The following is a 21,740-nucleotide window of genomic DNA, read 5'->3' on the forward strand; positions in this document are numbered from 1 at the left end:
ACGATCCGACCCTCGCCGCTGTGGGAGGGCGGCTACCCTCTCTCAGCGGCTCATTCTTCGCCTGTTCGGCAGCAAAAGTCATAAGACAAGCCCTTCAGCTTTTCACAGAAACTCTGAACCGCTCTATCTCTTTGTTATCTAGCAATTCCGGACGGAAAACCGCTGCGCACTTTTCCTGGAATTGCTCCAGACATCATCGCTGATCTTCGGATGAAGGTTAGGAAAGCCGGCTCATCAATGCTCGATAGCGGCCGGCAATATGGTTCAACCTGTGGCAATTGCCGTTGCTAAGTTGGGGATGGTGTGTCCATTCGAAAATTGGAATGGGCACACTTCTTGCTTTTAGCAGAGCTGCATGTCACTTTCCTGTCGCACGAATTTGGTTTATGGCGCTATATCGGCCCGTAGGGGGAGAATCGCCATGTCCATCGAAATCTTGAATCGCGAAGCTCAGGGCGAAATGGTTCAGTCTTCAAAGGCAACGGTTGCGCCGGTTGCCAGCGATGTGCTCGGACGCATCGGAAATTTAGAAACGCGCCTTGCCCGCACGGCGCGTGAAATCGATGCCGCTCAGGCCGTCCGCTATCGCGTTTTCGTCGAGGAGATGAACGCGCAGCTGCCGGCCGACGCCATGCGTCGCCAGCGTGATGTCGACAGTTGGGACGCCATTTGCGACCATCTTCTGGTTTTGGACCGTTCGATCGAGGGCGATTCGGAAGACCAGATCGTCGGCACCTATCGCCTGCTGCGCCAGGAAGTAGCCATGGCCAATGGCGGCTTCTATTCCTCTTCGGAATTCGACATCGACACGCTTCTCGTCCGCCATCCGGACAAGCGTTTCATGGAGCTCGGGCGCTCCTGCGTATTGCCGGACTATCGCAACAAGCGCACGGTGGAGCTGCTCTGGCAGGGCAATTGGGCCTATGCGCTGAAGCATGGCATGGGCGCGATGATCGGTTGCGCCTCTTTCCCCGGCGTCCTTCCGGAACAGCATGCGCTGGCTCTGTCCTTCCTCTATCATAATGTCGTTGCCAAGGACGAATGGACCGTCGGCGCTTTGCCGTCGCTTGCTCGCAACATGGATCTGATGCCGGTCGAAGCCATCAATCCGAAAAAGGCGCTGATGGCGATGCCGCCACTGATCAAGGGTTATCTGCGCCTCGGTGCGATGGTCGGCTCGACCGCCGTCGTCGATCAGGCCTTCAATACGACAGATGTCCTGATCGTCCTGCCGATCGCCAGCATTTCGGACCGCTACGTCAATTATTACGGCGCGGATGCCGGTCGCTTCGCGAGCTGATCTCAAGGGATCGCAAAAATATCGATCGCATCCGTAATGCCGCGAAGCGAGACATGATGCGATTGCGGCTTCAAACCCCGCGTCGTCAACAATTCGGCGGCGCGGGCATTCTCCAGTACCGCGCTTGTGGCAAATATCTCGCTCGACGTCGCCAGATGCTGCACGCGTGAGGCGATATTGACCGTTTGTCCGAAATAATCCTGCCGCTCGTTCAGGCTGACCGCAATGCACGGTCCCTCGTGGATGCCGATCTTCAGAAGAAGATCGTCGTTGCCGCGTTCCCTGTTGAGGCTCGACATGGCCTCTCGCATCCGCATCGCCGCGGCGAGCGCCCGGTCCGGCGTCGGGAAAGTGGCCATGACGGCGTCGCCAATGGTTTTGACGACCGCACCGGCCTCCGCCCCCACGATCTCGTGCAGGATACTGAAGTGTGTCTTGACCAGATCGAAGGCGGCAAGATCGCCGACCCGCTCGTAGAGTTCGGTCGAACCGCGCAGATCGGTGAAGAGAAAGGTGAGGCTGGCGATTTTCAGCCGCTGGTTGATGTCGATCGTATCGGTCCGGTATATGTCGCGGAAGGTCTGGTTGGAGAGCAGCCGCTTGGCGGTCAGGAATGGCCGGCGCTGGCCGAGCAGCGTGTGAAGTGCGTCATTGGCGATGCATACCGACGGCAGGGTGCGGACCTCCGTGTGGTTCTCTATGACGATGCGCAGCGGGCCGGGTCTAAGCTCGATGGTGTCGTGGTGCCGATGCATGCGATCGAAGACGAGCGTTATGCTCTGCCGTTCCTTGGATGGTTCGCCCTTTACGTCGATGAACTGCGCGCTATGGGTAACCGGTTCAAAAATAATGACGAATTCGGCCGGCAGCTGCAGCGATACGACAGCCTTTTCGCCCGCCGGCAGCTCCAAGGCTTCCAGCAGGAATTCATCGACCTTTTCCTCATAGCCCTCCTCCGGAAGGTCGACGCCCGAACTCCAGTAGATCTGGCGAAAATATTCATGAGGCGGCAAATCATGCGGATTGTGGGCGCCGATGTGGCGCAAGCGCGGACTGACGGTGAAGGTGACTTCGACCATCTCGTCGAGCGTCGGCTCGTAGCCGGCCGCACACAGGGTGCAGCTATAGGCTTCGCTCTGGACTGACTTCAGCGATGTATTGGCATCCAGAACGCCGCCGCATCCCGGACACAGCACATTCCACGACATCTCGAACAGGCCAAGGCGCGCGGCGTGCAGAAACGCGCTGATGGTTTGTTCTTCGTCGAAGCCATGGTCGTCGGCGAAGGCGAGCGCATTCATGCGGTTGAGCTTGCGGTCGGACGCCTCAAGGACCATCCGCTCGATTGCGTCGACAATATCCGGCCGCGCCGAATGGCGCAGCACTTCGAACAGGGGCTGAGCTTCAGTCATCCCCCATCCTACACCTATTTCATAGGGCAGCCATCATCTTTGTTCGGCCGCCCCAGAGTGGTTCAGTTTTTCGCGGAATCTCTGAACCACTCTATCTCTTTGTTGTCTCGCAATTCCGGACGGAAAACCGCTGCGCACTTTTCCTGGAAATTGCTCTAGTGGCAAAAGTCAGGCGCCTGCACCGTAGGCGGCGATGGCAGCCATGTTGACGATGTCGGAATCCTTGGCGCCCATGGAGGTGATCTGCACCGGCTTGTCGAGGCCGACGAGCAGTGGCCCGATCACGGTGGAGCCGCCGAGTTCCTGCAGCATCTTGGTGGAGATCGCCGCCGAATGGAACGCCGGCATGACGAGAACGTTTGCCGGCCCGGAGAGCCGCGAGAAGGGATAGAGGCTCTCCATGATCTTGCGGTCCAGCGCCACGTCGGCGGACATTTCGCCGTCGAATTCGAAGTTCAAATGGCGATGATCGAGGATGTTGACAGCTTCGCGCACCCGCTCGGAGCGTTCGCCCGAGGGATGGCCGAAGGTGGAATAGGCGAGCATGGCGACGCGCGGCTCATAGCCCATACGGCGGGCAAAGCCGGCAGCTTCCTCGGCGATATCGGCGAGCTCCACGGCCGTCGGCATGTCGTGCACGGCGGTATCGGCGACGAAGACGGTGCGGCCCCGGGCAAGCACGATCGATATGCCGATCACTCGGTGCCCCGGCTTGGCGTCGATGCAGCGGCGCACGTCTCCGAGCGCCGTCGAATAATTACGCGTCACGCCGGTCACCATGCCGTCGGCGTCTCCCAGCGCCACCATGCAGGCGGCGAAGTGATTGCGGTCGTTGTGGATCAGGCGCGTCACATCGCGATGCAAGTAGCCCTGGCGCTGCAGCCGGGCATAGAGATAGTCGATATAGGCATCGCCGCGCTTGGAAATGCGCGCGTTGACGATTTCGAGACCGGGGCGATTGAGATCGATGCCCGCGCGTTCGGCGGTGGCTTCGATCAGATCTTCGCGGCCGAGCAGGATCGCCGTGCCGAGCCCCTGATTGGCATAGGAGAGGGCAGCGCGCATGACCTGTTCTTCTTCTGCCTCGGCAAACACGATGCGCTTCTGGTACCGCCGTACGCGCTCATAGAGCTGTGACAGCGTCGAGGCGATCGGATCGCGCCGGGCCGAGAGCTCACGGGCATAGGCATCCATATCGGGCATGTCGCGGCGGGCGACGCCGCTTTCGATCGCCGCCTTGGCGACAGCCACCGGGATGGCCGAGATCAGGCGCGGGTCGAATGGCACCGGGATGATGTATTGCGCGCCGAAGCGCGGCCTTGCGCCCTGATAGGCGGCGACCACGTCGTCCGGCACGTCTTCGCGCGCCAGGCTTGCCAGCGCGTTGACGGCGGCAATCTTCATCTCGTCATTGATGGTGGTGGCGCGCACGTCGAGCGCGCCACGGAAGATATAGGGGAAGCCAAGGACGTTGTTCACCTGGTTCGGATAGTCCGAGCGCCCCGTCGCCATGATGGCGTCGTCACGGATGCGGGCGACTTCCTCCGGCGTGATTTCCGGATCGGGATTGGCCATGGCGAAAATGATCGGCTTGTCCGCCATGGAGCGGATCATATCTTCGGAGAAAGCATCCTTCTGCGAAAGGCCGAGAACGACGTCGGCACCCTGCATCGCTTCAGCCAGCGTGCGCTTGTCGGTCTTGACGGCATGCGCCGACTTCCACTGGTTCATGCCCTCGCTGCGGCCCTGGTAGATCACGCCCTTCGTATCGCAAAGGACGACGTTCTCCGGGTTGAAGCCCATGGCCTTGATCAGTTCGATGCAGGCGATGGCCGCCGCACCTGCGCCGTTGCAGACGAGCTTGGTGGTCTTCAGGTCGCGGCCCGTCAGTTCGAGCGCATTGATCAGGCCGGCGGCGGCGATAATGGCGGTGCCGTGCTGGTCGTCATGGAAAACGGGGATGTCCATCAGCTCGCGCAGCCGCTGCTCGATGATGAAACAGTCAGGCGCCTTGATATCCTCGAGATTGATGCCGCCGAAGGAGGGGCCGAGATAGCGCACGCAATTGATGAATTCGTCGACATTCTCCGTGTCGATCTCGAGATCGATCGAATCGACGTCGGCGAAGCGCTTGAAGAGGACGGCCTTGCCTTCCATGACAGGCTTGGAGGCGAGTGCGCCGAGGTTGCCGAGGCCGAGAATGGCCGTGCCGTTGGAGATGACGGCGACCATGTTGCCGCGCGAGGTATAGTCGTAGGCGGTGGCCGGATCGGCCGCGATCGCTTTTACGGGAACGGCGACGCCGGGCGAATAGGCAAGGGAAAGATCGCGCTGGGTTGCCATCGGCTTGGTCGGGTTGATCTCAAGCTTGCCGGGGCGGCCGTTCTTGTGGAAATCGAGCGCTTCCTGCTCGGTGATCCCCGTTCCCGAACGCGACTTGCTCTTGCTGTCAGCCATTGTTCCTCCAAACCTCCTGTGGGCGACCGGTCCCTCTTGCCCGATAGCTGTTGTCTTCTATAGCGGCGCGCGGATAGGGTGGCACCTCATTTTTTGGAAAAACTGCACCTCCGTGAACGAACGTATTAACGCCAGCATCGATGCTTTCTCGGCCGCCGAGCTTGCCTCGGAGGAAAGCCGCGCCTCGGCTACTCCGATGATGGAGCAATATATCGAGATCAAGGCGAACAATCCCGGTTCGCTGCTGTTCTATCGCATGGGCGACTTCTACGAATTGTTCTTCGAAGACGCCGTCGACGCCTCGCGCGCGCTCGGCATCACGCTGACGAAGCGCGGCCAGCACATGGGGCAGGATATCCCGATGTGCGGCGTGCCGGTTCATGCCGCCGACGACTATCTGCAGAAGCTGATTTCACTGGGCTTCCGCGTCGCCGTCTGCGAGCAGGTGGAAGATCCCGCCGAGGCGAAGAAGCGTGGCGGCAAGTCGGTGGTGCGGCGTGACGTCGTCCGCCTCGTCACGCCTGGCACGATCACCGAAGAAAAGCTGCTTTCGCCCTCGGAATCCAACTATCTGATGGCGCTCACCCGCATTCGCGGCGGCGCCGAGCCGCAGCTGGCGCTCGCCTGGATCGATATTTCGACGGGTGTGTTCCGGCTGGCAGAGACGGAAGCCTCAAGGCTGCTGGCCGATATCCTGCGCATCGATCCGCGCGAGCTGATCCTGCCGGATACGATGTTCCACGATCCGGAATTGAAGCCGGCTTTCGACATACTCGGCCGCACCGCCGTTCCGCAGCCGGCGGTGCTGTTTGACAGCGCCAGCGCCGAGGGCCGCATCACGCGCTATTTCGGCGTTTCCACGCTTGACGGCTTCGGCACTTTCAGCCGCGCCGAACTGGCCGCCGCTGCCGCCGCCATCGCCTATGTTGAAAAGACCCAGCTTGCCGAGCGGCCGCCGCTCGGGCTTCCGGAGCGTGAAAGCGGCGCCTCCACGCTTTTCATCGATCCCGCCACACGCGCCAATCTCGAACTGGTTCGCACGCTTTCAGGCGATCGCAACGGTTCGCTGCTGAAGGCGATCGACCGCACCGTGACCGGCGGCGGCGCCCGACTTCTCGCCGAACGGCTGATGTCGCCGCTCACCGATCCGCAGCGCATCAACGAGCGTCTGGATTCGATCGGCTTCCTGACGGAGGAGCCATCGCTTTGCAGTGATCTGCGCTCCGCCTTGAAGCATGTGCCCGACATGCCGCGCGCCTTGTCTCGGCTGGCGCTCGATCGTGGCGGTCCGCGCGATCTCTGGGCGATCCGCCAGGGGCTGGCGGCGGCGGCCGATGTCGCGCGCATGCTCGGTGGCGCACTTCTGCCTGAGGAATTGAAGGGTGCGCTGGCCGGGCTCAGCGCATTGCCTGCCGATCTCGAAGCCATGCTCGCCGCCACCCTTGCCGAAGAGCTGCCTCTGCTGAAGAGGGATGGCGGTTTCTTAAGAGATGGGGCGAATGCCGAGCTGGACGAAGTGCGGGCACTGCGCGACCAGTCACGCCGTGTCATCGCCGGCCTGCAGCTGCAATATGCCGAGGAAACCGGCATCAAGTCGCTGAAGATCAAACATAACAATGTGCTCGGCTATTTCATCGAGGTCACGGCCGGCAATGCCGGTCCGATGACGGATACGAGCGAGGCCAAGGCGCGCTTCATCCATCGCCAGACGATGGCGAACGCCATGCGCTTCACCACGACCGAGCTTGCCGATCTCGAAAGCCGCATCGCCAATGCCGCCGACAAGGCACTGGCCATCGAGCTGAAAGCCTTCGACCATATGGTCGCGGCCGTTGTTGCCGCCGCCGAGGCGATCAAGGCCGGCGCCCGCGCTCTGTCGGTGATCGATGTCGCGGCAGGTCTTGCGCTGCTGGCCGAGGAGCAGGCCTATTGCCGTCCCCTCGTTGACGCGAGCCGCATGTTCGCCATCGAAGGCGGCCGCCATCCGGTTGTCGAACAGGCGCTGCGCCGCCAGGCGAGTGGACCCTTCGTCGCCAACAATTGCGATCTTTCTCCACAGGCTGACGGCAAGGATGGCGCCATCTGGCTGCTGACTGGCCCGAACATGGGCGGTAAGTCCACCTTCCTGCGCCAGAACGCGCTGATTGCCATTCTCGGGCAGATGGGCTCTTTCGTGCCCGCCGCATCGGCCCATATCGGCATCGTCGATCGGCTGTTCTCGCGCGTCGGCGCTTCCGACGATCTGGCGCGGGGACGTTCGACCTTCATGGTCGAAATGGTCGAGACGGCGGCGATCCTCAATCAGGCGACCGAACGTTCCCTTGTCATTCTCGACGAGATTGGTCGCGGCACCGCTACCTTCGACGGCCTTTCGATTGCCTGGGCCGCCGTCGAGCATCTGCATGAAGCCAACCGATGCCGAGGCCTCTTCGCCACCCATTTCCACGAGCTGACCGTCCTGTCGGAAAAGCTTGGCCGGCTCTCCAATGCCACCATGCGCGTCAAGGAATGGGATGGCGACGTCATCTTCCTGCATGAGGTCGGACCGGGTGCTGCCGATCGCTCCTACGGCATTCAGGTGGCACGTCTTGCCGGCCTGCCGGCCTCGGTGGTGGCGCGCGCCCGCGACGTTCTGACGCGGCTTGAAGATGCCGACCGCAAGAATCCGGCAAGCCAGCTCATCGACGACCTGCCTCTCTTCCAGGTAGCTGTTCGTCGCGAGGAGGCGAGCGGCCGGCGAGAACCCTCCAAGGTCGAGGAGCGGCTGAAGACGCTCGATCTCGACGATCTGACGCCACGAGCCGCCCTCGACGTGCTCTACGAGTTGAAGAAAACCCTCACCAAGACCGGCTGATCACAGGCGATATCCCAAGGACAACATGATGCATCTCGAAGTTCTTCTCGCCGAAGTCCGCATTCTGGGCGAGCGCTTCTCTCCGATTGCCGCCCGCGGCAAGATCTGTGGCGAGGGTGAGCCCCCGGACTGTGAATCCGATCGCGGCCTCCTCGACATCACTCTGTCCTGCAGCCGCATTTCCGACATCTGCTCGAAGATCGCAAAGGCCGGCTATTGGGAATGCGAACGCGAGATGGTGACGCAGATCGGCGCCCAGTCGCGCAACATATTACATAGCCTGAACGAGCTCAGGCGGGCGATCGAGCCGGCAAGGCCCTAAAACTGCCGGTTTCTGCGTCGATTGCCGTCACGCTTCGTCAACTTTGGCCCGGTAGACACCATAGGGATCGTCGATTCCATGCATTCTACCCTCGAGAGACCCGGGCGTAGAATGCCTGTGTCAATCGCAGGCCAAAGGGGCTATAGCGCATGCAGACGAGAAGACAGGCGCGCCAGCAACGGGCCGCTGTCAGCGAACAGAAAGCCGATCGGCAGAGCATGGAAACGCATCATATCGATTTTTCGACCATTCTCGATGTCTCCGCGCTAAGGGCGGAATGCGAGGCTCTCGCCAAACGCCGCCTGGACAAGAATGAGGAGCGTTCCGCTCTGCTCGCGCTGTTGAAAAAGGCGAGCCAGGAGGGACGCGAGGCGGCGCGGCGGTCGCTGATCGCGGAAGGCGGCGGCCTTGATTGCGCTTATCGGATCTCCTGGCTGCAGGACCAGATCATCACCATCCTCTACGACTTCACCGTCCGTCACGTCTATCCGAAGCAGGCGGGTGCCTTCTCCGTGACGGCGGTCGGCGGCTATGGCCGCGATACGCTGGCGCCGGGATCCGATATCGATCTTCTCTTCCTCTTCCAGCCGAAGCCGGAGAGCGACACGCACAAGGCGGTCGAATTCATTCTCTATATGCTCTGGGACATGGGCTTCAAGGTCGGCCACGCCACGCGCACGGTCGAGGAATGCATCCGCCAGGCCAAGTCCGACATGACGGTGCGCACCGCCGTCCTCGAAACCCGCTATATTTGCGGCAACGCGCCGCTGGAGCGCGAGCTGCAGGCGCGCTTCGACAAGGAAATCGTCACCAATACCGGCCCGGAATTCATCGCCGCCAAGCTCGCCGAGCGTGACGAGCGCCATCGCAAGGCCGGCGATACCCGCTATCTGGTCGAGCCCAACGTCAAGGAGGGCAAGGGCGGCCTGCGCGACCTGCACACGCTCTTCTGGATCTCGAAATATTACTACCATGTCCGCGATCCCGCCGAACTGGTGAAGCTCGGCGTACTCTCGAAGCAGGAATATCGCCTCTTCCAGAAGGCCGAGGACTTCCTTTGGGCCGTGCGCTGCCACATGCATTTCCTGACCGGCAAGGCGGAAGAGCGGCTTTCCTTCGATATCCAGCGCGATATCGCCGAAGCCCTTGGCTATCATGCCCGCCCCGGCCTTTCGGCCGTCGAGCGCTTCATGAAGCACTATTTCCTTGTCGCCAAGGATGTCGGCGATCTCACGCGCATTCTCTGCGCGGCGCTTGAGGATCAGCAAGCCAAAGCCACCCCGGGGCTCACCGGCGTCATCAGCCGTTTCGCCAACCGTTCGCGCAAGATCGCCGGCACCGTCGAGTTCGTCGAGGATCGCGGCCGCATCGCGCTTGCCAATCCCGATGTCTTCAAGCGCGATCCGGTCAGCCTCATCAGGCTGTTCTTCGTCGCCGACATCAATGGCCTCGAATTTCACCCGGATGCGCTGAAGCGCGTCACGCGATCGCTGAACCTGATCGACAATGATCTGCGCGAGAACGAAGAGGCGAACCGCCTGTTCCTGGCCATCCTGACCTCGAAGCGCGATCCCGCATTGATCCTGCGCCGCATGAACGAGGCCGGCGTGCTCGGCCGCTTCATCCCGGAATTCGGCAAGATCGTCTCAATGATGCAGTTCAACATGTATCATCATTATACGGTGGACGAGCATCTGATCCGCACCGTCGACGTGCTGTCGGAGATCGACAAGGGCAAGGCCGAGGATGTTCATCCGCTGACCAACAAGCTGATGCCCAATATCGAGGATCGTGACGCCCTCTATGTTGCCGTGCTCTTGCACGATATCGCCAAGGGCCGCGAGGAAGATCACTCGGAAGCCGGCGCCAAGGTGGCGCGCAAGCTCTGCCCGCGCTTCGGCCTTTCGCCGAAGCAGACGGAGCTCGTCGTCTGGCTGATCGCGGAACACCTGACTATGTCGATGGTCGCCCAGACGCGCGACCTGACCGATCGCAAGACCATCATCGATTTCGCCGACCGGGTGCAGTCGCTCGACCGGCTGAAGATGCTGCTGATCCTGACGGTCTGCGACATCCGCGCCGTCGGTCCGGGCGTCTGGAACGGCTGGAAAGGCCAGCTGCTGCGCACGCTCTATTACGAAACCGAACTGCTGCTTGCCGGCGGCTTCTCCGAAGTGTCGCGCAAGGAGCGGGCCGAAGCGGCAGCCGAAGCGCTTGAACAGGCTCTTGCGGATTGGAGCCAGAAGGACCGCAAGGCCTACGTCAAGCTGCACTACCAGCCCTATCTGCTGTCCGTGCCGCTGGAGGATCAGATCCGCCACACGCAGTTCATTCGCCAGTCGGACAAGGCGGATAAGGTGCTTGCCACCATGGTGCGCACCGACAGCTTCCACGCCATCACCGAGATCACCGTTCTGTCGCCCGACCATCCGCGCCTGCTGACCGTGATTGCCGGCGCATGTGCGGCGGCCGGCGCGAATATCGCCGACGCACAGATCTTCACGACATCGGACGGCCGCGCGCTCGACACTATCCACGTCAGCCGCGAATTTCCCGACGATGCCGACGAGCTGCGCCGCGCCGGCACCATCGGCAAGATGATCGAGGATGTGCTGGCCGGCCGCAAGCGGCTGCCGGAAGTCATCGCGACGCGCACGAAGAACCGCCGCAAGAACAAGGCCTTCGTCATCCCGCCGTCGGTGATCATCACCAACAGCCTCTCCAACAAGTTTACGGTCATCGAGGTCGAATGCCTCGATCGCCCTGGCCTCTTGTCGGAAATCACGGCCGTTCTCTCGGACCTGTCGCTCGATATCCAATCGGCGCGCATCACCACCTTCGGCGAAAAAGTCATCGACACCTTCTATGTTACCGATCTCGTCGGGCAGAAGATTTCCAACGAGAACAAGCGAGCCAATATCACTGCGCGCCTGAAGGCGGTCATGGCGGGCGAGGAGGATGAAATGCGCGAGCGCATGCCATCAGGCATCATCGCGCCCGCCGCCACGCGCAGCGTCGCCGTCGAAAAGTCAGACCCCGAGAAGAAAGCCGGTTCTGCCGCATGAGCCTAGTCAAGAAATTCATCACGGTCGGTGGTGCGACGCTTGGCAGCCGCATCTTCGGCTTCGCACGCGAAACCCTGATGGCCGCCGCCCTCGGCACCGGGCCGATGGCTGACGTCTTTTACGCCGCCTTCCGCTTTCCGAATCTCTTCCGCCGCCTCTTCGCCGAAGGCGCCTTCAATGCCGCTTTCGTGCCGCTCTTTGCCAAGGAAATCGAGGCGAACGGCATCGACGGAGCAAAACGCTTCTCCGAAGAAGTGTTCGGCGTCCTCTTCTCGGTCCTGTTCCTGATCACCGTCGTCATGGAACTGGGCATGCCGCTAATCGTGCGCTGGATCATCGCGCCAGGCTTTGCCGACGACCCGGAGAAATTCACGATCACGGTGCGCATGGCCGCCGTCATGTTCCCCTATCTCATGTGCATGTCGCTGACGGCGATGATGAGCGGCATGCTGAATTCGCTGCATCATTTCTTCGCAGCGGCGGTGGCGCCCATCTTCCTGAATGTGGTCATGATCGGCGCGCTGTTCTATTCGCTCTATTTCGGCGCGCTGCCGCTGCAGACCGCCTGGTATCTGTCCTGGGGCGTACTAGCGGCCGGCATCCTGCAATTGCTCGTCGTCTACATCGGCGTCCGCCATGCCGGCATCAATATCGGCTTCCGCTGGCCGCGCGTCACGCCGAACGTCACGCGGCTGTTGATCCTCGCCATTCCCGCAGCCGTCACCGGCGGCATCACCCAGATCAACCAGATGATCGGCCAGGCGATCGCCTCCAGCCGCGAAGGCGCGATCGCCGCCCTGCAATATGCCGACCGCATCTACCAGCTGCCGCTCGGCGTTGTCGGCGTTGCCGTCGGCGTGGTGCTGCTGCCGGAGCTTGCCCGCGCCCTGAAATCGGGCCACCTGAAGGAAGCCGCCAATCTGCAGAACCGTTCGATGGAATTCGTGCTGTTCCTGACCTTGCCGGCCGCCATGGCGCTCTGGGTCCTCTCGGACGACATCATCCGCGTGCTCTACGAGCGCCGCGCCTTCCATCAGGAAAACACCCTCATCGTCGGCTCGATACTCGCGATCTACGGGCTCGGCCTGCCGGCCTTCGTGCTGATCAAGGCGCTGCAGCCCGGCTTCTACGCCCGCGAGGACACCAAGACGCCGATGCGCTTCTCCGGTGTGGCGGTCGCCGTCAATTGCGCCATCGCGCTCAGCCTCTTTCCCTATATGGGCGCGCCCGGCATCGCGGTCGCGGAGGCGACGGCCGGGTGGATCAGCACGGTTCTGCTGTTCACGACGCTGCTGCGCCGTGGTTATCTGACCTGGGAATGGGGGCTCGCGCGCCGTACCGCGCTGCTGCTTGTTTCAGCCGGCGTCATGACCGGCGCGATCATCTATCTGCAGCATCGTTGGGAACCCTATCTCGCCTCCGGCGCCTCGCTGCTGACCAAGGTGAGCACGCTCGGCCTGCTGATCGCGATCGCCATGGCAATCTATTTCGCCGTCGCCTTCCTGATCGGCGGCGCCGATCTCGGCATGATCCGCCGCAACATCAACCGCAAATCCGCCGCCGCTGCGCCGGATGCCGAGGTGGTGAACGGGGAGTAGGGGGCAAATCGGAGTCCGGCGTCTGCTGAAACCTCTATAACCCCCCTCTGTCGCTGTCGCGACATCTCCCCCACAAGGGGGAGATTGGTAATATGTGGTGGCCTCTCACGCCCAATTAATATCGCATCTGTTGAAGCCGAGGCTATTGTTTCTGCAGGACATGCGGCAAACTCCTAACGATCTCCCCCCTTGTGGGGGAGATGTCACGAAGTGACAGAGGGGGGTGCGCACTCTCCGCAAACTCGCAATCAATTTGATCCCGGAGCCCCCATGCCCCAATCCCTCTTCCTCGTTACCCTCGTCGTCGATGATTACGATCGCGCCAAGGCCTTCTATTGCGGTACCCTTGGCTTCGATTGCCTTCAGGACGAAGTGCAGCCGGAGGGCAAGCGCTGGGTCGCCGTCAAGCCGAAGGGCGGCGAGGGGGCGGCGCTGTTGCTGGCCCAGGCCGCCAGCGACAATCAGCGCGCCGCAATCGGCAACCAGACCGGCGGCCGCGTCGGCTTCTTCCTGAAGACCGACGATTTTGCCCGCGATCATGCCGCGATGAAGGCAAAGGGCGTGCGCTTTCTGGAGGAGCCGCGCCACGAAGTCTATGGCACGGTGGCGGTCTTCGCTGATCCCTACGGCAACACCTGGGATCTGATCCAGCATTCTTCCTGAGACTCTACCATATAGCCTCTTGATCCTGCCTGATCCCGCGTGCATAAGCCGCTCGAAACCAAGGGTCGAGCGCGAGCTCGCCCAGGCCCTCCACAAGCCTTTTGAGGACGACATGACCGAATTCAAGCCGCTCGTATTCTCCGGCGTTCAGCCCACGGGCAATCTCCACCTCGGCAATTATCTCGGCGCGATCCGCAAGTTCGTGGCCCTGCAGGAAAACAACGACTGCATCTATTGCGTCGTCGACATGCATGCGCTGACCGCCCAGCTCGTGCATGACGACATGCCGGGCCAGACGCGTTCGATCACCGCGGCGTTTCTTGCCGCCGGCATCGATCCGGAGAAGCATATCGTCTTCAACCAGTCGGCCGTGCCGCAGCATGCCGAGCTTGCCTGGATCTTCAACTGCGTCGCCCGCATCGGCTGGATGAACCGCATGACGCAGTTCAAGGACAAGGCCGGCAAGGACCGCGAGCAGGCCTCGCTCGGCCTTTACGCGTATCCGAGCCTGATGGCCGCCGATATTCTGCTTTATCGCGCCACCCATGTTCCTGTTGGAGACGACCAGAAGCAGCATCTGGAATTGACCCGCGACATCGCCATGAAGTTCAATCTGGATTTCATGGAGCACATTCGCCGCTCGGGCTACGGCATCGATATCACCGTTGGCGACGAGCCGGTGCATGCCTATTTCCCGATGGTCGAGCCGTTGATCGATGGCCCGGCGCCGCGCGTCATGTCGCTGCGTGACGGCACGAAGAAGATGTCGAAATCCGACGCCTCGGACCTGTCGCGCATCAACCTGCTCGACGACGAGGAAAACATCTCGAAGAAGATCCGCAAGGCCAAGACCGATCCGGATGGCTTGCCGAGCGAAATCGCCGGTCTCGCCGGCCGCCCCGAGGCCGACAACCTGGTCGGCATTTATGCGGCCCTTGCCGACAAGTCGAAAGCGGATGTCCTGTCCGAATTCGGCGGCCAGCAATTCTCCGTCTTCAAGCCGGCGCTGGTCGATCTTGCCGTGCATGTGCTCTCGCCGATCACCATGGAAATGCGCCGCCTGATGGCCGATCCCGGCCACATCGACGCCGTGCTCCGCGATGGCGGTGCCCGCGCCCGTGCTCGCGCTGACGTGACGATGAAGCAGGTTCGCGACATCATCGGCTTTCTCTATTGATGATGTCGTAATGGAAGCTTCCACCTGAAAACGGGGGCTTGCAAAACGTCCCCTTCGGGTGTCAGAGTCGCCGCATGGTATCAAAACGTCTCTCACGGCTCGAAGGTCACCGCCGCAAGTTCATGGCGGTCATCGACGGCACGCCCGAATGCCAGCGCGCCGTCCATTATGCCGGCCGGCGCGCCAAGAATTCCAATGGCGGCCTCGTCTTGCTCTACGTCATCCCCGAAGGCGATTTCCAGCAATGGCTCGGCGTCGAGGAGATCATGCGGGCGGAAGCACGCGAGGAAGCCGAGGCGGCAACCGCAAAGGCGGCGCAGGCCGTCCGCGAAAATATCGGCATCGATTCGGAGATCGTCATTCGCGAGGGATCGGCCGCCGAGCAGATCAATGCGGTGATCGAGGATGACCGGGATATCGCGCTTCTCGTGCTTGCCGCCGGTTCCGCCAAGGAAGGCCCGGGCCCGCTCGTCTCGTCGATCGCCGGGCGCGCCGCGGCCTTTCCGATCCCGGTGACTGTGCTTCCGGACACGCTGAACAACGAGGAAATCGACGCCCTCAGCTGATCGGCGCATGCCATTTCTTGAGAAACACTCTCTTGAATAGAATGGCCAAAAGGCCTATCTTCTTTTGAAATGTTCTAAAGTCGGGGCAGGGTGTTCGCCCGCCGCATGGAGATCAAGATGTTCATTCAGACCGAAGCGACGCCGAACCCCGCGACCCTCAAGTTCCTGCCGGGCAAGGTGGTGATGGAAAGCGGCACGGCCGAGTTCCGTAGCGCCGAGGAAGCCGAGGCTTCGCCGCTTGCTGCCCGCCTCTTCGAGATTCCGGGCGTGACCGGCGTCTATTTCGGCTATGATTTCATCTCGGTCTCCAAGGAAAGTCAGGAATGGCAGCATCTGAAGCCCGCCATCCTCGGCTCGATCATGGAGCATTTCATGTCCGGCAAGCCGGTCATGGGCTCTTCCTCGGTTTCTTCTGAAGTGCAGGATGCCGGCGGCGAATTCTTCGACGAGGGCGACGAGGCGATCGTGCTGACCATCAAGGAATTGCTGGATACCCGCGTGCGTCCGGCCGTTGCCCAGGATGGCGGCGACATCACCTTCCGCGGCTTCCGCGACGGCAAGGTCTATCTCAACATGAAGGGATCCTGCGCCGGTTGCCCGTCGTCGACGGCGACGTTGAAGCATGGGGTGCAGAACCTGCTGCGCCATTTCGTCCCGGAAGTGCAGGAAGTCGAAGCCGTTTAATCTCCGTATTTCGGAAAAATTGACATGATCGTACTGGCGCTCGACACGGCAGGTGTGGATTGCGCTGCCGCTGTGTATGATAGCGGCAGTGATTCTGTGATGGGGGAGGTCACGGAAACGATCGGACGGGGACATGCCGAGCATCTGATGCACGTTGTCGACGAGGCGCTGGCGAAAGCCGGTATGACGCTTTCGGCGATCGAGCGTGTCGTCGTGACCGTCGGCCCCGGTTCCTTCACCGGCATCCGCATCGGCGTCGCAGCCGCTCGCGGTTTTGCGCTCTCCCTCGATATCTACGCGGTTGGTGTTACGACCCTCGAGGTCATGGCGGCGACCGTGCGAGCACAGAATCCGGGCAAGTCGGTTCTGGCTGCCATCGACGCCAAGCGCGAGGAGATCTATCTCCAGGGCTTCGATGCCGATGGCAACCCGCTGGACGAGGCTCGGGCCGTGACGATCGACGAAGCGCGGGCGATTGCCAGCGCCTTTGACGGCATCGTCACCGGCACGGCCGTCGCCCGGTTGAGCGATGCGCCGCCGGCGGAGCGGCCAGACGCATTTCCGATTGCCATCATCGCCCGGCTGGGCGCCGGCAAGCCCGCCGGCGAAAAGCCGAAGCCGCTTTATCTTCGCGGACCCGATGCCAGACCGCAGGCCGGATTCGCAGTTGCCAGGCAATAGAAATGCTCGAATCCTATCTTACTCTGAAAGCCGAATACGAAATCATCCCGATGGAGCTGAAGGATTGCGTCGAAGTGGCGCTGCTGCACGGCGAACGCTTCCCTCGTGTTTGGGACGAGACCGAATTTCAGGATCTCCTCTCGCAGGAGACCACCTTCGGCTTCGTCGCCCGCCAGACCAACGCCATCCTCAAGAAGGCGCTTCCAGGATTCGTGCTGGCGCGGCATGTGGCAGGCGAGGGCGAAATCCTGACGATCGCCGTCAACGCCAAGCTCGGACGCTCCGGCCTCGGCTGGAGGCTGATGCAGGCCGCCCTCCGCGAAGCCCGCAGTCGCGGCGGCGAAGCCATGTTCCTGGAGGTTGATGGCGGCAATCAGCCGGCGCTCGGCCTCTACCGCAAGCTCGGTTTCGAGACGGTCGGCGAGCGCAAGGCCTATTATGTCAGCGACAACGGCACGAAATCGACGGCGCTTGTCATGCGCCGCGTTCTTCGCTAGAGCATTTTGCAGCCAGGTGGCATCACTTGGCGTCGCATAAATGCGGCAAAACAAACGGATAGAGCGGCAATTCGGCGCTCTGATCCTTGTGACAGTCCAAATAGACCGAAGACAGCATTTGATGGAAGACGCCGTAAAATCCCTGGAGGAGCTTTGCGCCGAGCGCGGCATGCGCATGACGGAGCAGCGCCGGATCATCGCGCGCATCATCGAGAATTCCGGCGATCACCCGGATGTCGAGGAGCTTTACCGCCGCTCGGTGCAGGTGGATGCGAAAATCTCGATCTCGACGGTCTATCGCACCGTCAAGCTGTTCGAGGACGCCGGCCTTCTTGCCCGCCACGATTTTCGCGATGGACGGTCCCGCTATGAGACCGTGCCGGAAGAGCATCATGATCACCTGATCGACCTGAAGAGCGGTGCCGTGATCGAATTCCACTCGCCGGAGATCGAGGCGCTGCAGGAGCGTATTGCCCGCGAACACGGCTTCAAACTCGTCGACCACCGGCTGGAGCTTTACGGCATCCCGCTGAAGAAGGACGAAGGTTGACGTGAAGGCTTTCATGCAGGAGCGAATGATTTGATGACCTGGCTGCGCATCGGCTGTGCCGCCCTGGTCATTGGCGTCGTCAGCGCCGTGATGCTGCCGCTGCAGATCCTCTGCCTGCGCTTCGACTGGAAGCTCAGGCGATATCTGCCGCGCTACTGGCATCGCATCGTCTGCTATTGGCTTGGCGTGCGCATCCATGTGGTCGGCAGGATGGAGACGAGCCGGCCGTTGATGCTGGCCTCCAACCATTCGTCCTGGCTCGATATCCTCGTCCTGTCGGCCGTGGCCGACGTCTCCTTCATCGCCAAGTCGGAAGTGCGGGATTGGCCGATTTTCGGCCTGTTCGCGCAGTGGCAGAAGAGCGTGTTCGTCGAGCGCGAGCAGAAGCGCAAGACCGGCGAACAGGTCAACGAGATCGCCGACCGCATGGCCGATGGCGAAATCATGGTGCTGTTTCCGGAGGGAACCACCTCCGACGGCAATCGGCTGCTCGAGGTCAAGTCTTCGCTGTTCGGCGCAGCCGCCGCGGCGCTGCCGAAGGCGCCCGGTGCCGTCGTGCATGTCCAGCCCGTTGCGGTCGCCTATACCCGCGTCCATGGCACGGCAATGGGCCGCTACTATCGCCCCCTGACGGCATGGCCCGGCGATATCGAGCTCGTGCCGCACCTGAAGGGCATCGCCCAGTGCGGCGCGATTGATGTCGACGTCTGCTTCGGTGAGGCGGTCGATTATCGCGCCGGCACCAACCGCAAGGAAGTCAGCGCCATCATTGCGCGGCGTATCCGAACCATGCTCGCCAGCCGCCTTCTGGGGCGCGAGATCGCCTGATTTCCAGGTGGTTCCAACTTTTCCGTTTTCTCCGAAAGCAAAAGCCACTACATAGCGGCCATGACCAAGGACAGCCTAACTCTCGACGCCCCGGTGGCCGATGCCTCGCAGCTCGGCCCCCGCGACGGCTCCAACAGCCGCAAGGTCTTCATCAAGACCTACGGCTGTCAGATGAACGTCTACGACTCGACGCGGATGAGCGATGCGCTTTCCCGTGACGGCTATGAGCCGACCGAGGACATGGAAGAGGCCGATCTCGTCCTGCTGAACACCTGTCATATCCGAGAAAAAGCGGCCGAAAAGGTCTATTCCGCGCTCGGCCGCCTGCGTGACATGAAGAAGCGCAAGGCTGCCGACGGCCGCGAGATGATGATTGGGGTTACCGGCTGCGTCGCACAGGCGGAGGGCGAGGAAATCCTGCGCCGCGCGCCTGCCGTCGACGTGGTCATCGGCCCGCAGACCTATCATCGCCTGCCGGACGCGCTTCGCCGCGCCAAGGAAGGCCAGCGCGTCGTCGACACCGAATATGCGATCGAAGACAAGTTCGAGCATCTGCCGATACCTGAGAAGACGAAGATTCGCGCGCGCGGCGTCACGGCCTTTCTGACAGTGCAGGAAGGATGCGACAAGTTCTGCACTTTCTGTGTCGTACCCTATACGCGCGGCTCCGAAGTTTCCCGCCCGGTCTCGCAGATCGTCGAAGAGGCCGAGAAACTTGTGGATGGCGGCGTGCGCGAAATCACCCTGCTCGGCCAGAACGTCAATGCCTGGCATGGCATCGGCGCCAGCGGCGAAACCTGGAGCCTCGGCGATCTCCTTTATCGCCTGGCCGAGATCCCTGGTCTTGCGCGCCTGCGTTACACGACCAGCCACCCGCGCGACATGGACGACCGGCTGATCGGCGCGCATCGTGACCTGCGCACGCTGATGCCCTACCTGCATCTGCCCGTCCAGGCCGGCTCGGACCGCATCCTGAAGGCGATGAACCGGCGGCATACCGCCGTGGAATACCTCGCGCTCATCGAGAAGATCCGCGCCGTACGCCCTGATATCGCGCTATCAGGCGATTTCATCGTTGGCTTCCCGGGGGAGACAGACCAGGATTTTGAGGATACATTGAGACTGATCGAGGAGGTGAATTATGCACAGGCCTTCTCGTTCAAATATTCCACGCGGCCGGGCACGCCCGGCGCGGAATTGAAGGATCAGGTGCCCGAAGAGGTCAAGACGGAGCGGCTGGAGCGTTTGCAGGCATTGTTGCTGAAGCAGCAGCATGCTTTTGCTGAGGCTTGCGTGGGCAAGGTTGTGGATATCCTTCTGGAAAAGCCGGGCCGGATGCCGGGACAGTTGATTGGACGCTCTCCCTGGCTGCAATCTGTGAATGTTGATGCAAAAGCATCGCAAATCGGTGACATTATTAACGTACGAATCACCGGAACCAGCACCAACAGCCTTTTTGCTGATTTGCTCTAGGTTCCGGACGGGCACAAGGAGCCGCACCGCTTGAACGGACAGGAATTGGTTTCTTCTTCATCGCGCCAGCCCCGCACCGCGAGCGACGCCAATCACTTCACCCTGACGTTCGAGAATAATCGGTTCGCCAGCGAACTTTTCGGGCAGTTCGACCAGAATTTGAAGCTGCTCGAGGAGCGGCTTGGCATCGATGCCCGCGCCCGCGGCAATTCCGTCGTCATAACAGGCGATGTGCTGGCCACCAATCAGGCACGACGGACGCTCGATTACCTCTATGACAAGCTGCAAAAAGGCGGCAATGTGGAGCGTTCCGACGTGGAAGGGGCAATCCGCATGGCGGTTGCCGCCGACGATCAATTGACGCTGCCGACCATGGAGAGAAAAGCCAAGTTGACGATGGCGCAGATTTCGACGCGCAAGAAGACGATCATCGCCCGCACGCCGACCCAGGATGCCTATATGCGGGCGCTGGAGCGCTCCGAGCTCGTCCTCGGCGTCGGCCCCGCCGGTACAGGCAAGACCTACCTCGCGGTTGCCCATGCCGCCCAGCTTCTGGAGCGCGGCGCGGTGGAAAAGATCATCCTGTCGCGACCGGCCGTCGAGGCCGGCGAGCGTCTCGGCTTCCTGCCCGGCGACATGAAGGAAAAGGTCGATCCCTATCTGCGTCCGCTCTATGACGCGCTCTACGATATGATGCCGGGCGACAAGGTCGAGCGCGCCATCACCGCAGGCGTCATCGAAATCGCGCCGCTCGCCTTCATGCGCGGCCGCACGCTCGCCAATGCCGCCGTCATCCTCGACGAGGCGCAGAACACGACATCAATGCAGATGAAAATGTTCCTGACCCGCCTCGGCGAGAACTCGCGGATGATCGTCACAGGCGATCCGAGCCAGATCGACCTGCCGCGCGGCGTCAAGTCCGGCCTGGTGGAAGCGCTGCAGCTGCTGGACAGCGTCGAGGGCATCACCATCGTTCGCTTCAAGGATACGGACGTTGTCCGCCATCCGCTGGTGGCGCGCATCGTCCGGGCCTATGATTCCACCTATGCCGTCAAGGCAGAGGAAAGCGATCCGCAGATCTGATCTGCGGTGCGGAAACCGATGGCCGAACTCGATATACAGATCAGCGTGGAGGAGGGCGACTGGCCCTCCGAAGAGCAGTTGCAAGTCCTGGCCGAGCGGGTGTTGGGAGCTGCGGCCGCCTATTTGAAGACGCATGAAAAGCAACCTTTTCCGAAGACGGCGCCTGAATTGTCGCTTGTGTTCACCGACGACGCCTCCATCCGCGAAATCAATGCGGAATGGCGCTCGCAGGACAAGGCGACGAATGTCCTTTCCTTCCCGGCCTTCCCGCTGCAGCCCGGCGGCAAGCCCGGCCCGATGCTTGGCGACATCATCATCGCCAGGGAGACGGTGGAGCGCGAGGCGATCGATCTCGAAAAGAGTTTTGACGACCATCTGACGCATTTGATGGTGCATGGTTTCTTGCATCTCTTCGGCTACGACCATATGAATAATAGCGAAGCCGAAAGAATGGAGGGGCTGGAGACTCGCATTTTGGCGAAGCTTGGCCTATTTGATCCCTATGCGGGACAAGACCCCATTTGATTTGA

Annotated in this window: 18 protein-coding genes; 16 read left to right on the forward strand and 2 right to left on the reverse strand. The window is 61.6% G+C overall.

What is annotated here, in order from left to right; translation table 11 throughout:
* Window positions 1-460: 460 nt before the first annotated feature.
* Window positions 461-1,300, forward strand: coding sequence for a GNAT family N-acetyltransferase (locus CCGE531_RS02785; RefSeq protein ID WP_245459053.1), 840 nt, complete (start codon window positions 461-463; stop codon window positions 1,298-1,300).
* Between the two features lie 2 nt (window positions 1,301-1,302).
* Here the strand turns inward: CCGE531_RS02785 and CCGE531_RS02790 are convergent, their stop codons facing one another.
* Together CCGE531_RS02790 and CCGE531_RS02795 are read right to left on the reverse strand one after the other, a co-directional pair.
* The gene (locus tag CCGE531_RS02790) at window positions 1,303-2,712 is read right to left on the reverse strand and encodes an adenylate/guanylate cyclase domain-containing protein (RefSeq protein WP_120662821.1); all 1,410 of its coding nucleotides are present in this window, start codon (window positions 2,710-2,712) and stop codon (window positions 1,303-1,305) included.
* A 168-nt stretch (window positions 2,713-2,880) separates the two neighbouring features.
* Window positions 2,881-5,169, reverse strand: coding sequence for an NADP-dependent malic enzyme (locus CCGE531_RS02795; protein WP_120662822.1), 2,289 nt, complete (start codon window positions 5,167-5,169; stop codon window positions 2,881-2,883).
* A gap of 112 nt (window positions 5,170-5,281) precedes the next feature.
* Between CCGE531_RS02795 and mutS the strand changes: the two genes are divergently transcribed.
* The 15 genes from mutS (at window position 5,282) to ybeY (ending at window position 21,735) form a co-directional block, all read left to right on the forward strand.
* Entirely contained in the window at window positions 5,282-8,023 is a 2,742-nt protein-coding gene (gene mutS, locus CCGE531_RS02800) for a DNA mismatch repair protein MutS (protein WP_120662823.1), read from the forward strand.
* A 25-nt stretch (window positions 8,024-8,048) separates the two neighbouring features.
* A complete protein-coding gene (locus CCGE531_RS02805) occupies window positions 8,049-8,345 on the forward strand; it encodes a hypothetical protein (RefSeq protein WP_245458961.1) in 297 nt (98 codons plus the stop codon).
* Window positions 8,346-8,494: 149 nt separating this feature from the next.
* Window positions 8,495-11,410 carry a [protein-PII] uridylyltransferase gene (locus CCGE531_RS02810; protein ID WP_120662824.1) on the forward strand — a complete coding sequence of 972 codons (2,916 nt, stop codon included), beginning with the start codon at window positions 8,495-8,497 and terminating at the stop codon, window positions 11,408-11,410.
* Window positions 11,407-13,008 carry a murein biosynthesis integral membrane protein MurJ gene (gene murJ, locus CCGE531_RS02815; RefSeq protein WP_120662825.1) on the forward strand — a complete coding sequence of 534 codons (1,602 nt, stop codon included), beginning with the start codon at window positions 11,407-11,409 and terminating at the stop codon, window positions 13,006-13,008. Before CCGE531_RS02810 ends, murJ begins: the two co-directional genes overlap by 4 nt.
* A 270-nt stretch (window positions 13,009-13,278) precedes the next feature.
* On the forward strand, window positions 13,279-13,671 hold the full coding sequence (locus tag CCGE531_RS02820; RefSeq protein WP_120662826.1) for a VOC family protein: 393 nt from the start codon (window positions 13,279-13,281) through the stop codon (window positions 13,669-13,671).
* A gap of 112 nt (window positions 13,672-13,783) precedes the next feature.
* Entirely contained in the window at window positions 13,784-14,848 is a 1,065-nt protein-coding gene (gene trpS, locus CCGE531_RS02825) for a tryptophan--tRNA ligase (protein WP_120662827.1), read from the forward strand.
* 74 nt (window positions 14,849-14,922) lie between these two features.
* Window positions 14,923-15,414, forward strand: coding sequence for a universal stress protein (locus CCGE531_RS02830; RefSeq protein WP_120662828.1), 492 nt, complete (start codon window positions 14,923-14,925; stop codon window positions 15,412-15,414).
* A 117-nt stretch (window positions 15,415-15,531) separates the two neighbouring features.
* Complete coding sequence (locus tag CCGE531_RS02835) at window positions 15,532-16,098, forward strand: NifU family protein (RefSeq protein ID WP_120666417.1); 567 nt, start codon at window positions 15,532-15,534, stop codon at window positions 16,096-16,098.
* Between the two features lie 24 nt (window positions 16,099-16,122).
* Window positions 16,123-16,779 carry a tRNA (adenosine(37)-N6)-threonylcarbamoyltransferase complex dimerization subunit type 1 TsaB gene (gene tsaB / locus CCGE531_RS02840; RefSeq protein WP_120662829.1) on the forward strand — a complete coding sequence of 219 codons (657 nt, stop codon included), beginning with the start codon at window positions 16,123-16,125 and terminating at the stop codon, window positions 16,777-16,779.
* A 2-nt stretch (window positions 16,780-16,781) separates the two neighbouring features.
* A complete protein-coding gene (locus tag CCGE531_RS02845) occupies window positions 16,782-17,276 on the forward strand; it encodes an N-acetyltransferase (RefSeq protein WP_120662830.1) in 495 nt (164 codons plus the stop codon).
* Window positions 17,277-17,397: 121 nt separating this feature from the next.
* Complete coding sequence (locus CCGE531_RS02850; protein ID WP_120662831.1) at window positions 17,398-17,826, forward strand: Fur family transcriptional regulator; 429 nt, start codon at window positions 17,398-17,400, stop codon at window positions 17,824-17,826.
* A 30-nt stretch (window positions 17,827-17,856) separates the two neighbouring features.
* The gene (locus CCGE531_RS02855; RefSeq protein ID WP_120662832.1) at window positions 17,857-18,654 is read left to right on the forward strand and encodes a lysophospholipid acyltransferase family protein; all 798 of its coding nucleotides are present in this window, start codon (window positions 17,857-17,859) and stop codon (window positions 18,652-18,654) included.
* 60 nt (window positions 18,655-18,714) lie between these two features.
* Window positions 18,715-20,127: a tRNA (N6-isopentenyl adenosine(37)-C2)-methylthiotransferase MiaB gene (miaB, locus tag CCGE531_RS02860; RefSeq protein WP_120662833.1), complete on the forward strand. Its 1,413-nt coding sequence runs from the start codon at window positions 18,715-18,717 to the stop codon at window positions 20,125-20,127.
* A 30-nt stretch (window positions 20,128-20,157) separates the two neighbouring features.
* A complete protein-coding gene (locus tag CCGE531_RS02865; protein WP_120662834.1) occupies window positions 20,158-21,210 on the forward strand; it encodes a PhoH family protein in 1,053 nt (350 codons plus the stop codon).
* An 18-nt stretch (window positions 21,211-21,228) separates the two neighbouring features.
* Window positions 21,229-21,735 carry an rRNA maturation RNase YbeY gene (gene ybeY / locus CCGE531_RS02870; protein WP_120662835.1) on the forward strand — a complete coding sequence of 169 codons (507 nt, stop codon included), beginning with the start codon at window positions 21,229-21,231 and terminating at the stop codon, window positions 21,733-21,735.
* The last annotated feature ends 5 nt before the right edge of the window (window positions 21,736-21,740 follow it).

It is taken from the genome of Rhizobium sp. CCGE531 (assembly GCF_003627795.1).
Classification (GTDB): Bacteria; Pseudomonadota; Alphaproteobacteria; order Rhizobiales; family Rhizobiaceae; genus Rhizobium.